11 protein-coding genes and 1 pseudogene are annotated in these 13,855 nt (G+C 33.8%); all 12 read left to right on the forward strand.

The genetic code is table 11. From position 1 onward, the window contains the following. The first annotated feature begins 35 nt into the window (after nt 1-35). The 12 genes and pseudogenes from BHU61_RS03610 (at nt 36) to rny (ending at nt 13,820) form a co-directional block, all read left to right on the forward strand. Nucleotides 36-290, forward strand: coding sequence for a hypothetical protein (locus tag BHU61_RS03610; RefSeq protein ID WP_111714683.1), 255 nt, complete (start codon nt 36-38; stop codon nt 288-290). 112 nt (nt 291-402) lie between these two features. Then, nucleotides 403-2,076, forward strand: coding sequence for a ribonuclease J2 (rnjB, locus tag BHU61_RS03615; protein ID WP_111714685.1), 1,674 nt, complete (start codon nt 403-405; stop codon nt 2,074-2,076). Between the two features lie 700 nt (nt 2,077-2,776). Further along, a pseudogene (locus tag BHU61_RS03620) lies at nt 2,777-4,432 on the forward strand (DNA translocase FtsK); the annotation flags it as partial. Between the two features lie 10 nt (nt 4,433-4,442). Then, a complete protein-coding gene (locus BHU61_RS03625; RefSeq protein ID WP_111714688.1) occupies nt 4,443-5,165 on the forward strand; it encodes a GntR family transcriptional regulator in 723 nt (240 codons plus the stop codon). Beyond that, complete coding sequence (gene yfmF, locus BHU61_RS03630) at nt 5,162-6,391, forward strand: EF-P 5-aminopentanol modification-associated protein YfmF (RefSeq protein ID WP_111714690.1); 1,230 nt, start codon at nt 5,162-5,164, stop codon at nt 6,389-6,391. Before BHU61_RS03625 ends, yfmF begins: the two co-directional genes overlap by 4 nt. After that, nucleotides 6,388-7,662: an EF-P 5-aminopentanol modification-associated protein YfmH gene (gene yfmH / locus BHU61_RS03635; protein ID WP_111714691.1), complete on the forward strand. Its 1,275-nt coding sequence runs from the start codon at nt 6,388-6,390 to the stop codon at nt 7,660-7,662. Before yfmF ends, yfmH begins: the two co-directional genes overlap by 4 nt. Further along, the gene (gene ymfI / locus BHU61_RS03640; protein ID WP_111714693.1) at nt 7,655-8,365 is read left to right on the forward strand and encodes an elongation factor P 5-aminopentanone reductase; all 711 of its coding nucleotides are present in this window, start codon (nt 7,655-7,657) and stop codon (nt 8,363-8,365) included. The genes yfmH and ymfI overlap by 8 nt, the downstream gene beginning before the upstream one ends. Before the next feature lie 11 nt (nt 8,366-8,376). Then, nucleotides 8,377-9,171 carry a DUF3388 domain-containing protein gene (locus tag BHU61_RS03645; RefSeq protein ID WP_111714694.1) on the forward strand — a complete coding sequence of 265 codons (795 nt, stop codon included), beginning with the start codon at nt 8,377-8,379 and terminating at the stop codon, nt 9,169-9,171. A gap of 18 nt (nt 9,172-9,189) precedes the next feature. Next, on the forward strand, nt 9,190-10,044 hold the full coding sequence (locus tag BHU61_RS03650; RefSeq protein WP_111714696.1) for a helix-turn-helix domain-containing protein: 855 nt from the start codon (nt 9,190-9,192) through the stop codon (nt 10,042-10,044). Between the two features lie 37 nt (nt 10,045-10,081). Next, nucleotides 10,082-10,663: a CDP-diacylglycerol--glycerol-3-phosphate 3-phosphatidyltransferase gene (pgsA, locus tag BHU61_RS03655; RefSeq protein WP_096076666.1), complete on the forward strand. Its 582-nt coding sequence runs from the start codon at nt 10,082-10,084 to the stop codon at nt 10,661-10,663. Between the two features lie 307 nt (nt 10,664-10,970). Then, a complete protein-coding gene (recA, locus tag BHU61_RS03660; protein ID WP_111714698.1) occupies nt 10,971-12,032 on the forward strand; it encodes a recombinase RecA in 1,062 nt (353 codons plus the stop codon). A gap of 228 nt (nt 12,033-12,260) precedes the next feature. Next, the gene (gene rny, locus BHU61_RS03665; protein WP_096076664.1) at nt 12,261-13,820 is read left to right on the forward strand and encodes a ribonuclease Y; all 1,560 of its coding nucleotides are present in this window, start codon (nt 12,261-12,263) and stop codon (nt 13,818-13,820) included. Nucleotides 13,821-13,855 lie beyond the last annotated feature (35 nt).

Consider the following 13,855-nt stretch of genomic DNA (forward strand, 5'->3'; position numbering starts at 1 on the left):
TAAAAATGTAAACGTATACAAGGAGATGAAAAGTAATGGTATTTGACAAAATTCACGTGAATGGTCAGGAATTTGAAACAGATGGTCGCTTTTCAGTAGATGAAGAACTATTAAAAATTTCAACTGCGAATGGTGATGTCGGTTTATTATTCAAACAAATTGAAGCGACAAGCGAGCCTGTAGAAGTGGTTCTTTTCAAAGGTGAAACAGACCGTTACCATTCAAAGGATTTAAAATTGACACACTACACTGTAGCTGGTGGGGATTTTAAGATGGAATTACAAAAATAATTAATTGCGAGCAGAATATTCTGTTCGCTTTTTTTATTGTTAATTAATCTGCAAATAGCTTATAATAAAGAAGTATGAATTGTACGGGCGAATGAATTTAGGAGGAAATATTTTGAACTTAGTTAAAAAAGAAAATCAACATATAAGAATGATACCTTTAGGCGGTGTCGGTGAAATTGCAAAGAACATGTATATCGTAGAAGTTGACGATGAAATGTTTATGCTGGATGCAGGGTTAATGTTTCCTGAAGATGAGATGTTAGGGATTGATGTCGTAATTCCGGATATTAATTATGTAATTGAAAATAAAGATAAATTAAAGGGTATCTTTTTGAGTCATGGACATCAAGATGCTATTGGTGCGTTGCGTTATATTATTGATCGAGTAGATGCACCAATTTACGGTTCACGTTTAACGATCGCACTAGTTAAAGATCAGATGCGTGAAGCAAAAGTAACAAAGAAAATTAAATACTATACAGTAAATAACAATTCAATTATGCGTTTTAAAAATGTGAATGTGTCATTCTTTAGTACAACGCATAGTATTCCGGATGCGCTTGGTATTGTGATTCATACGTCACAAGGCGCTGTTGTATATACTGGTGAATTTAAATTTGATCAAAGTATGACTGGTAGCTATGCACCAGACATTACGAAGATGGGTCAAATTGGAAACAAAGGTGTATTAATGTTAATCAGTGATTCAACTGAAGCAGAGAAACCTGGTTATAATACACCGGAAAATGTTATTGAAAGTCACATTGTTGATGAATTTGCTAAAGCACAAGGACGTATTATCGTATCGTGTTATGCTTCAAACTTCATACGAATTCAACAAGTACTAAATGCTGCAGCGCGATTAAACCGTAAAGTTTCATTTTTAGGTAAATCTTTAGAATCATCATTTAATATTGCACGTAAACTTGGGTATTTTGATATTAAAGAACAACTATTAATACCAATAAAAGATGTTGAGAAATATCCGAAAAATGAACTAATCATTATTTCTACTGGCTCTCAAGGTGAACCGATTGAAGGATTAGCTCAGATGGCTTTACAAAAACACAGCATTTTAAATATTGAAGAAGGTGATACTGTATTTATTACAACGACACCATCTTCAAATATGGAAGTTATTTTAGGATCAACAATCAATCACCTAGTTAAAGCAGGTGCAAAAGTGATTCCAACGAATAAGAAGATCCATGCATCAGGACATGGATGTATGGAAGAGCTAAAATTAATGCTGAACTTAATGAAACCGACATACTTCGTACCGGTACAAGGTGAATTTAAAATGCAGATTGCGCATGCAAAACTTGCTGCTGAAGCGGGCGTGCTACCAGAACATATTTTCTTACTTGAAAAAGGTGATGTCATCAATTATGACGGAGAACGTATGATAGCCAATGAGAAAGTACCAGCAGGAAATGTTCTGATAGATGGTATCGGTGTGGGCGATGTAGGTAATATCGTTTTACGTGATCGACGATTATTAAGTGAAGATGGTATTTTCATCGCTGTTGTAACACTTGACCCTAAAAATAGACGTATCGTAGCTGGACCACAGATTCAGTCACGTGGATTTGTTTATGTACGCGAAAGTGAAGATTTAATGCGTGAAGCTGAAGAAAAAGTACGTGAAATTGTTGAGCTAGGCTTAATGCAAAATCGTATTGAATGGTCTGATATTAAGCAGGAAATGCGTGATAAATTAGGTAAATTCCTATATGAAAATACGAAACGTCGTCCAATGATTATTCCGGTTATCTCAGAAATTTAAAGATAATAAACAAATGAACAAGCTAACTTTAGCTTGTTTATTTGTTTATATAAAGCAGGTGAAATGAATGGCAGTTAAGAAGAAAACGACCAGAAAGAAAAAAACAAATAAAAATAAAAGTAATGAACCATACCGTTTTATTATTTCTATTTTGTTTATCGCGATGCTGTTATTAGGTGTTTTTCAGTTTGGGTTATTAGGTGTAGGCATAGATAGTGTAATGACGTATATTTTCGGTTCAGCTCGTTTTTATGCATATATTCTACTCATACTCATAACAATTTATTATGCTGTAAATAATAAATGGATTCCTATCAATCGTCGTGTTAACGGCTGGTTATTGCTATTAATTAGTACACCATCCTTTATGCAGGTGGTTCAGCACTTTTTACACGGAAAATCAGTTACACCTGTTTTTGATAAAATCTTTGAATTACAATCTAAGTCGGGGCTTCATTTTTTTGGAGGCGGTATGATTGGTTTTCTGTTTGATTCAGTCTTTTCTACGCTATTAAGTGTTTTTGGTGCATTTATATTATCTATTATTATGATTATTTTAAGTATTCTTTTGATATTAGGACGATCTATACGTAATACAGCGCAGAAATTTCTGCTTTATCAAGTTGATAAAACGAAAGATCTTTCAAGGCAGGCAAAAGTTCAATTAGCACAAAGAAAACAAAGAAAAATGGAACAGACGGTTAAAGATGTTTCTGATTTACCAGAAATTACTGCAATTGAAGCTGAATCTGAGCACTATCCTGAAGTAGAAATACCAATATATGACGGCAATCAAGCAGTAACACTTCAAAATGATCAGGAACATGTTGAAGCAGTACGTCAAAATAGTAATTCTGAATCTGTAACTTTTGATACGAGTCAAGATGAATTTTCAACACAAACTGACGTCACTGAACAAAGTGAAACAAGTGAAATGGAGAACGAAGATTATGATCTGCCTCCTATAACATTACTTTCTCCGGCAACTGACAAAGCAAAATCAAATATGCAGGCAGTAAAAAAGCGTGGTCAATTACTGGAAACAACATTGAAGAATTTTGGTGTGAATGCTAAAGTATCGCAAATCAGAATAGGTCCAGCTGTAACACAATATGAAGTGCAACCAGCGATGGGTGTAAAGGTTAGTCGTATTGTGAATCTTCATAATGATATTGCTTTAGCGCTTGCTGCAAAAGATATTAGAATAGAAGCACCGATACCTGGTAAATCTGCTGTAGGTATTGAAGTACCGAATAGTTCTACATCAATGGTAACATTAAGAGAAGTAATAGAAGCTTCACCTGTTGAAGAAAATAAGTTGAAAGTTGTACTCGGACGAGATATCAGTGGTGAAGCAATTACTGCTGAACTTGATAAAATGCCACATTTACTTGTTGCAGGAGCAACAGGTAGTGGTAAGTCTGTATGTATTAATGGTATTATCACAAGTATTTTGATGCATGCTAAACCACATGAAGTGAAATTAATGATGATTGATCCTAAGATGGTAGAATTAAATGTATACAATGGTATCCCTCATCTATTAACGCCAGTCGTAACGAATCCACAGAAAGCTGCTCAAGCTTTACAGAAAATTGTAGGTGAGATGGAAAGACGATATGATCTTTTTAGTCATACAGGTACACGTAATATAAAAGGATATAATCAATATTTACGACGCCAGAATGCAGAACTTGGCGAGAAAAATGCAGAACTACCCTATATCGTTGTAATCGTTGATGAGCTTGCAGATTTAATGATGGTCGCAAGTAAAGATGTTGAAGCAGCAATTATGCGTATCGCACAAATGGCACGTGCAGCTGGCATTCATTTAATTATTGCGACACAAAGACCATCTGTTGATGTCATTACAGGTCTGATAAAAGCGAATATTCCTTCTCGTATTGCATTTAGCGTTAGTTCAGCAGTTGATTCTAGAACGATATTAGATATGCAGGGTGCTGAAAAATTACTTGGTAAAGGTGATATGCTTTACTTGCCATATGGCGAATCAAAACCTAAACGTATTCAGGGTGCTTTTCTTTCGGATAAGGAAGTTGAAGATGTAGTAAACTTCGTCTGTAAACAACAATCAGCAAACTATATTAAGTCACTGGAACCAACAGAAGAATATACTCAAAAAGGTGAATCTGAAGATGAACTTTATCAAGAAGCTTATCAATTTGTCGTTGAAAAACAAAAAGCATCAGCAAGTCTGTTACAACGACAATTTAGAATTGGTTATAATAGAGCTGCAAGATTAATTGATGAGCTTGAAGCAAATGGTGTTATAGGACCAAGTACAGGTAGTAAACCTAGAACGGTATTAATCGAAAACAATGAAATTATAGAATGAGGTGGAATACATGTCAGTAAATAGAGAGGTCGTCTTTATTAAAGATTGGATTTTAGAACAGATAAATTCAAGGAAATTTGAATTGCACCGACCTTTGCCATCGCAATACGAAATCTCGCGAATGATTGATCGATCGAGAGATGATATAGAATTAGCCTTTCATGAATTAGTAACAGAACAAATCCTTTCAGAACATTTTCAGGAGGGTTACTATATAAAATCTAAGCCGATATTTTTCTATCCAATTGATGAACTCAAAAGTATAACGAGTATGATAGAAGAGGGAGGACAATCGGCAGGTACATTGATGATCAGTCATGATATTGAACAACCTTCTATTGATGATAAACGTGTATTAAATTTAGGTGATGATTGTGACATTACAGTTATCGAACGTATCAGAACAGCAAATGATGAGCCTATCGTATATTGCTTAGATAAGATTGTTGCAGCACCCTTAGAGGGTGGTCACGATATATTAACCCATTCATTATTAGAAATTATGGATCGTACCGATGGACTTAAAATTGTGTATGCTGAAAGTGAAATTGAATCAATTGCATATGAACCATATATTTCTAATGCGTTACAATGCACACCAGAAGAAAGCTTATTATTATTTAAACAAATTCATTTTAATGCTCAAGATGAGCCCGTATTATATTCATTGAATTATTTTAAATCGAGTCAGGTACAATTCGTTATACAAAGAAAAGTTAGGAGTATTCTATGACAATTAATTTATTGAACACAGACAAATTTAAGACAGTGTCTATCGTGCTTAAGTTTAAAGCGCCTCTTGATATTGAAACGATGAGCAGGAGAGCAATTTTATCTAAACTTATTCAAAAGACAACTGCAAAATATGCTGACGAACAGGCAATGATAAATCATCTTGCATATTTATATGGAGCACATCTTTATAGTCATGTTATAAAACAAAACAATGCCCATGTATTAACAGTAGGTATCGATATTGTTAATGATAAATATCTGAATGATGAAGACTTATTAGAAAAAGCATTTCAATTATTATACGAGGTCATATATGCACCTAATGTAGAAGATGGATCATTTCGTGAAGATTTATTAACTACAGAAAAACATCTCTTTAAAAATAAGTATGACGCTATAAAAGAGAATTTAGGCCAATATGGTTTTTATCAGTTATTAAAAACAATGTTTGAAGATGAGTCGATGCGTAATCCAAGTTTTGGGGATATACAAAATTTAGAACTTGTTACAGGCGAAGAAGTTTATCAAGCATATAAAGCTATGTTAAAGGATGATGAAGCACACCTTTATATCGTTGGAGATGTAGATGAATCGAGAGTTGCTAAACTGGCAAAAGAATATCTGGATTTACCTGAAAATAAAATTGATCTAAAACCGATAAAATTAAAGGATATTCATACACCTCAGACAGTTGTTGAACACATTGAGACGAAGCAAGCACGTATTAATATGGGCTATAAGTTAAATGTTAAACATCCAGAGAAAAGCTACTACGCATTTATTTTACTCAATCAAATATTTGGCGGTGATCCATCAAGCCTATTATTTACAAATGTTCGAGAAAAATTAAGTTTAGCTTATCAAATACATAGTCAGATTGATGCAAGAAGCGGTATGTTATATGTACTCTCTGGTGTTAACCAGGATAAACGTCAGCAGGCGATTGACACGATCAATGATGAATTTGAAAAGATTAGACAAGGTGACTTCGATAATGAACTATTGAATACGGCGAAACGTATGATTATTAATCAGAAGAAAGAATCAATGGATCGACCGAAAGGCTTTGTAGAAATTGAGTTTTCTAATACGTTTGGTGCGCACGTTGATGAAGGTGAATGGATAAAAGGTATACAGTCAATAACGAGAGAAGATATTATAGATGTTGCACAGACTGGGGCTTTACATACTGTGTATTGTTTAACAAGTGAGGGAACAGAATGAAACAAACTTATTATAAAGCAATAGATGAAACATTATTTGAAACAGTTTTAGATAATGGCATGCAGCTATTTATTATTCCAAAAAAAGGGTTTCAGAAATCGTATGTCACAATGACAACAAAGTATGGTTCTATACATAATGATTTTGTTAGACAAGATGGAACGAAAGTACATATGCCAAAAGGTATTGCACATTTTCTTGAACATAAAATGTTTGAGAAAGAAGATGGGGATATGTTTAACGCATTCTCAAAATATGGAAGTTCGGCCAATGCATTCACTTCATATGACAGAACAAGTTATTTATTTACTACTGTTGAATCATTAAAAGAAAACATTAAATTATTAGTAGATATGCTACAAACACCATATTTTACAAAAGAAAGTGTAGAAAAAGAAGTAGGTATCATTGCTGAAGAAATTAAAATGTACCAGGATCAGCCTAATTATCGTCTGTATTATCAGACTTTAAAAGCAATGTATCATACACATCCAGTACGTGTTGATATTGCAGGTACAGTTGAAAGTATCAATGAGATTACTGATCAAACTTTATATGACTGCTATAATACATTCTATCATCCAAAGAATATGGTGATGTTTATTGTAGGGAATGTTGAACCGAAAGCAATGACCGAATATATTAACGGCATTATCAAACCATTTAATACTTTTCAGCCAGTCAATATATTACCTTTTGAAGAACCTGAAGGTGTAGCAGTTAATGAGGTTAAGTCGATTGATAATGTGCAGATGGATAAATTAATGCTTGGTATTAAAACAGATAATTTTAAAAGTACAGATAACTTAATATTAACTGAACTCAAGATACTATTTGCTTTAGATATGCTTTTTGGAGAACAAACAGATTTTTATCAGTCGCTATTGAAAGACCAATTAATAGATGATTCTTTCGGATTTAATTTTACGATAGAGCCAACTTTCTCACATATGTTTATAGCTGGTGCCACTCGCGATGCTGAAAGATTAAAACAACGTATAATCAGTCAATTATATAAATTTGACTTATTAAACGACCAAAAAGCCTTTGATTTAATTATCCGTCAAACCATCGGTGAATATGTTTCAAGCATGAATAGCCCTGAATATATTGCGAATCAGTTTACACGATATTTCTTCAATGATGTTATATTATTCGATATTCTGCCACTTTTAGAACAACTGACTTTAGCTGAGTGCATTGAAACTTATAAAAGTACATTAAATAATGCTCATATTACGGATAGTAGAATTGTGAAGCGCAATGGGTAAATATCTCGTTATTGGAGCAAGTGGTGATATAGGCAAACAAATAACACATGATTTATTATTTAAAGGACATGAAGTCATTGCGCATTATAATAATACGGACATTACTGCTTTACAAAATGAATTTCAAAATGAAACAATAAGTTTTGTTCAATTTGATCTAAGTAAACCTCTTTATGAAAATCCATTACAGAATTGGATGACAAGTTACCTGGATGGTATGATATATGCAGCAGGCACTGCTTATTATGCAGCTATACAAGAGGTGACAACAGAGGCTATGGATGCTCAATATCATATTCACTTTTCAAATCTTGTAAAGTTAACTCAATTTGTATTGAGTGGCATGCAAAGTAATGATCATGGTCGCATTGTTGTAATCAGCTCGGTTTGGGGAGAAACAGGCAGTGCAACGGAATCCATCTATAGTGGTATGAAAGCAGCACAAATTGGATTTATTAAATCTATTGCGAAAGAACTTATACAAACAAACATTACAGCAAATGTTGTAACACCCGGTGTAGTTAATGGTAAAATGACATTACAATTAGATAAAGAAGATATACAATTATTATTATCACAATTACCACAACAAAGACTCATTTCACCGAAAGAAATTAGTCATGCTGTATTGTATTTACTAGATGATTTATCACAATCTATTACGGGTACAGTACAAAGCGTGAATGGTGGTTGGTATATATAGGGGGTTTGTTAATGACAGCACTTCAGGAAACGAAAGAATGGTATCTTGAATATGAAATTAAGATTAACAGAGCCGGTTTACTTGGTGATGTTTCAAGTTTACTCGGTGTACTGGGAATCAGTATCATTACAATCAATGGTGTCGATCAAGGTGTCCGTGGATTGCTAATTAAAACGGACGATCTTGAAAAAGTGACGCGTTTTGAAAATATTATCAGTCAGTTAGAAGATATTGAGATTATTAAATTACGTAAACCATTATTACAGGATCGACTGGCAGTACGACATGGACAGCATATTGAAAGAGATAATAAAAATAAGCATATCTTTAAATTTGTGCGTAAAGATCTAGGTATTCTTGTAGATTTAATGGCTGAGTTATTTAAGCAGGATGGTAACCAGGTGATTGGTGTGCGAGGGATGCCACGTGTAGGAAAAACAGAATCTGTTGTTGCTGCAAGTGTTTGTGCGCATAAGAAGTGGTTATTTATTTCTTCTACGATGATTAAACAAACCGTTCGTAATAAATTGTATAAGGGCGAATATGACGATAAACATATCTTCATTATAGATGGTGCTTTGACAATCAAACAGAACGCTGAACATCTTAATCTTGTAAGAGAAGTTATGTCATTACCAACAACAAAAGTAATAGAGCATCCAGATTTATTTGTACAGAAAACAGATTACACATTAGAAGATTTTGATTATATTATAGAATTACGTGAAACAGAAGATCAGGAAATTACGTACGAAAAGTTATCAAAGAACAGTTTATTTGATAATGACGAATTTGCGTTCTTTTAAGCCGTAAAGGGGGCAATTATGAAACCAATCGGACAAATATTACGTTCAAAACGTGAATCGTTAGGTATGACGTTAATAGATTTAGAGAAAAAAGTGAAGATACAAAAGAAATACATAGAAATGATTGAGAAAAATGAATTTGATCGTTTGCCCAATCCTGACTATACACGAGGGTTTATAGAAAAATATGCAAAAGCAGTTAATTTAAATGCTGAAAATCTATTGAACGAGCATCAAAATGAATTACCAACTCGAAAATTAAGTGCTAAAGAAGCAAGCAAACAGATTAAAAGTACTCAAACTACGCAAAGTACAGATCAAAGTGTTCATAAATTACTTGCATGGCTGTTAGGGATTATTCTTATAATGTTTTTAATATGGCTTATTTTTTCACAGTTTATCTTCACAGATAAAAATAGTCAGTGGCAGGCAGAAGATATCAATAAGAGCCGTAATGTTAAAGTTGAAAAAAAGACGGAAGAAAAACCTATTGCATCTAAAACCGAACAATCAACAAGCGATAAACAAAAAGAAAAAGATAATGCAAAAGTAGAAGCGTCGACTAAATTAACCTATAAAAACTTTGATGGTGCAAACTTAGCGTATGAATTAGAATCGACAGAACCGTTAAAGCTTAGGATAGATTCTAAAATACCAACATGGGTACAAATCTATGATGATAAAAAGAAAAATTATGCATATAAAGAAATGAAGAAAGAAACATTCAAAATCGATGAAAAAGTTAAAAGTATCACGTTAATATCAGGGAATTCAACTTCGATGGAAGTATACATTAACGATAAGAAGGTATCTGTACCAAAAGAAGCAGATAATTTAATTACAAGAACATATTTCTTTAAAGTAATACAATAATTTATTGATTTAAACTAATAAGTAAAGGAAGTTAATCATGAATATACCAAATCAAATTACAGTTGCGCGCGTTTTGCTCATACCTGTATTTCTAGTGTTTTTACTAGCAGATTTTAATATGGGGAAAATGAGCTTTTTAGGTAGTGACACGATGCGTATTGAACAATTTATTGCAGCATGTATTTTTATCTTCGCATCACTGACAGACTGGATTGACGGCTATTTAGCAAGAAAATGGCAGCTTGTAACGAATATGGGGAAATTTTTAGATCCGTTAGCTGACAAATTACTCGTATCAAGTGGATTGATTGCTTTAGTAGAACTTGGATTAATTCCATCATGGATGGCCATTGTGATTATTGCAAGAGAATTTGCAGTGACAGGATTACGTTTATTACAAATCGAGCAGGGGTTTGTTTCTGCTGCTGGTCAATTAGGAAAGATTAAGACGGCAGTAACGATGTTAGCAATGACATTATTATTGCTTAATGAGCCATTCAATCAGATGATTGGTTTCAAGCTGGGTTATCCATTGATGTATATCGCTGTATTTTTCACTATTTTGTCTGGTATTGAATATTTTTATCATGGCAGAAACGTCTTTAAAAATTCTAAATAATATTAAGGGCTAAGTATATCTTAGCTCTTTTTTTCTAAAATTTTACTTTATTCAAAAATAAATAAGGATAATCACAGAAATTATAGTGTGTGTTCCCATTTTTAAGGAAAATATAAAAAAATACAAACATGCGTTCGCTTTTCGCTTGCTAAATTAATAAATAATCAGTATAGTATTACTTGTAGTGAGTAATGAGGTTACCATATAAATATTTGAAATAGTGTTATAAATGTAAGTGATATATGAGTAGTATATGAGTAACATACAACAACAACCAATGATTGTAATTATAGGAGGACTCGAACATATGAGTGAACGTCAACAAGCTTTAGATACAGTAATTAAGAATATGGAAAAATCTTTTGGTAAAGGTGCGGTAATGAAACTGGGAGAAAATGCTACACGTAATGTGTCAGCAGTTTCTTCAGGATCAATTACACTGGATAATGCTTTAGGGATAGGCGGATATCCTAAAGGACGTATAATTGAAATATATGGACCAGAGAGTTCTGGTAAAACTACAGTTGCTTTACATGCGATCGCTGAAGTACAGAAACAAGGTGGTATTGCAGCATTTATCGATGCAGAGCATGCACTTGATCCCGTTTATGCCCAAAAACTAGGTGTAGATATTGATAATCTTTATTTATCACAACCTGATCACGGTGAACAAGGTTTAGAAATCGCAGAAGCATTTGTGCGTAGTGGTGCTGTCGATATTATCGTAGTCGATTCAGTCGCTGCATTAACGCCTAAAGCTGAGATCGAAGGTGAAATGGGAGATTCTCATATGGGTCTACAGGCGCGTTTAATGTCTCAGGCTTTACGTAAACTTTCAGGTGCAGTTTCTAAATCAAATACGATTGCAATATTCATTAACCAGGTGCGTGAAAAAATCGGTGTTATGTTTGGTAATCCTGAGACAACGCCAGGTGGTCGTGCGCTTAAATTCTACTCTTCAGTACGTTTAGAAGTACGTCGTGCAGAACAGTTAAAGCAAGGTCAAGATATTGTAGGTAACCGTACTAAGATTAAAGTTGTTAAAAATAAAGTAGCACCACCATTTAAAGTTGCAGAAGTGGATATTATGTATGGTCAAGGTATTTCTCGTGAAGGTGAAATGGTTGATTTAGGTGCAGAGTATGAAGTACTACAAAAATCTGGCGCATGGTATTCGTATGAAGGTGAGCGTATCGGACAGGGACGTGAGAACATTAAAACATACTTACGTGAAAATCCGGAAGTTCGCGACGAAATTGATATGAAGATTCGTAAAGCGATGGGCATCGGTGAAGATAAAGATGCAATTAAAACTGAAACACCAGATACACCACCAGCAGATGATTTGTTTGATGATGAATTAGTATAATATTTCGAATCCGAATAATATGTTATGAAACAAAATAACATGTTATTCGGATTTTTGTAATATTTCAACAATTAATTAAATATACGTTAAATTATTTTCTACTTATCTTGACACGCTTAACTTATTAAACGTACAATTAATTTGTATATGAAATAAGTGGTATTTTATTTCTGTACGGAAGTCTTATGGTATAACTAGATGAAAAAAAGCAAATAAGGAGGTGTTTATGTGGAACTATTAACCCTCTTATACATTTTGCTTGGAATAATTCTAGGTGTTGGTGTAGGGTATGTATTAGCAAAAAACAGCTTAACTAATCAGCAAAATCAAGCGCGTACAACTGCTGAACATATTATTAGTGAAGCAAACAAAGAAGCTGAAAGTCTTAAAAAGGAAAAATTACTTGAAGCAAAAGAAGAGAATCAAGTAAGAAGTGATCGTTTAGAAGCAGAGTATAAAGAACGTCGTTCAGACCTTGCAAGACAAGAAGCAAGACTACTTCAAAAAGAAGAAAACTTAGATCGTAAAAGTGAACTTTTAGATAAAAAGGATGAACTTTTAGAACAAAAAGAATCTAAAATTGAAGAAAAACAACAACATGTAGATGCGTTAGAGCAAAGTGTCCAAGACATTATAGTAAAACATGAACAAGAATTAACACGCATCTCCGGACTGACGCAAGAAGAAGCAAAACAGGAAATCATTGATCAAGTTGAAGATGAATTAACACATGACATTGCTGTTATGGTGAAAGAAAAAGAACAAGAAGCAAAAATGCAGGTTGATAAAAAAGCCAAAATGGTACTTGCAACAACAGTTCAACGTTTAGCAGCAGAACATACTTCAGAATCAACTGTATCAGTAATTAACCTTCCAAATGATGAAATGAAAGGTAGAATTATCGGTCGTGAAGGTCGAAATATTCGTACATTAGAAACGTTAACAGGTATTGATTTAATCATTGATGATACACCTGAAGCGGTCATTTTATCTGGATTCGACCCAATCAGACGCGAAATTGCTAAAACAGCATTAGAAGCTTTAGTTTCAGATGGAAGAATTCACCCTGGACGTATTGAAGAGATGGTTGAAAAAGCGCGTAAATCTGTTGACGAAATTATTCGTGAAGCAGGGGAAGCAGCGACTTTTGAACTTGGTATACATAATTTACATCCAGACTTAGTGAAGATTTTAGGACGCATGAAGTTCCGTACGAGTTATGGACAAAATGTGCTGAAACATTCTATTGAGGTAGCACATTTATCAGGAATGCTTGCAGCTGAACTTGGTGAAGATATTACTTTAGCAAAACGTGCAGGATTATTACATGATATCGGTAAAGCGATTGACCATGAAGTTGAAGGATCACATGTTGAAATTGGTGTGGATTTAGCGAAGAAATATCGTGAACATCCTACAGTAATTAATGCGATTCACTCACATCATGGTGATATTGAACCGAATAGTGTAATCTCAGTACTTGTTGCAGCAGCTGATGCGTTAAGCGCAGCAAGACCTGGAGCAAGACGAGAAACATTAGAGAATTATGTAAGACGTCTTGAACGATTGGAACAAATCTCTGAAAGTTATGATGGCGTTGAAAAATCATTTGCGATTCAAGCTGGACGCGAGATTAGAATTATCGTTTCTCCAGAAGATGTTGATGATTTAAAAGCACATCGTATTGCAAGAGATATTAAAAATCAGATTGAAGAAGAGTTACAATATCCTGGTCACATTAAAGTGACAGTCGTCAGAGAAATGCGTGCGATTGAATACGCGAAATAATTATAACAACATTAACAACGCTTAAAGCTATAAAG

It is taken from the genome of Macrococcus epidermidis, from assembly GCF_003259695.1.
Taxonomy (GTDB): Bacteria; Bacillota; Bacilli; order Staphylococcales; family Staphylococcaceae; genus Macrococcoides; species Macrococcoides epidermidis.

Excerpts from the sequence above, each read along its gene's own strand:
- BHU61_RS03610 (WP_111714683.1), top strand. The coding sequence starts at position 36 with ATGGTATTTGACAAAATTCACGTGAATGGTCAGGAATTTGAAACAGAT.
- BHU61_RS03625 (WP_111714688.1), top strand. The coding sequence starts at position 4,443 with ATGTCAGTAAATAGAGAGGTCGTCTTTATTAAAGATTGGATTTTAGAA.
- yfmF (WP_111714690.1), top strand. The coding sequence starts at position 5,162 with ATGACAATTAATTTATTGAACACAGACAAATTTAAGACAGTGTCTATC.
- yfmH (WP_111714691.1), top strand. The coding sequence starts at position 6,388 with ATGAAACAAACTTATTATAAAGCAATAGATGAAACATTATTTGAAACA.
- ymfI (WP_111714693.1), top strand. The coding sequence starts at position 7,655 with ATGGGTAAATATCTCGTTATTGGAGCAAGTGGTGATATAGGCAAACAA.
- BHU61_RS03645 (WP_111714694.1), top strand. The coding sequence starts at position 8,377 with ATGACAGCACTTCAGGAAACGAAAGAATGGTATCTTGAATATGAAATT.
- BHU61_RS03650 (WP_111714696.1), top strand. The coding sequence starts at position 9,190 with ATGAAACCAATCGGACAAATATTACGTTCAAAACGTGAATCGTTAGGT.
- pgsA (WP_096076666.1), top strand. The coding sequence starts at position 10,082 with ATGAATATACCAAATCAAATTACAGTTGCGCGCGTTTTGCTCATACCT.
- recA (WP_111714698.1), top strand. The coding sequence starts at position 10,971 with ATGAGTGAACGTCAACAAGCTTTAGATACAGTAATTAAGAATATGGAA.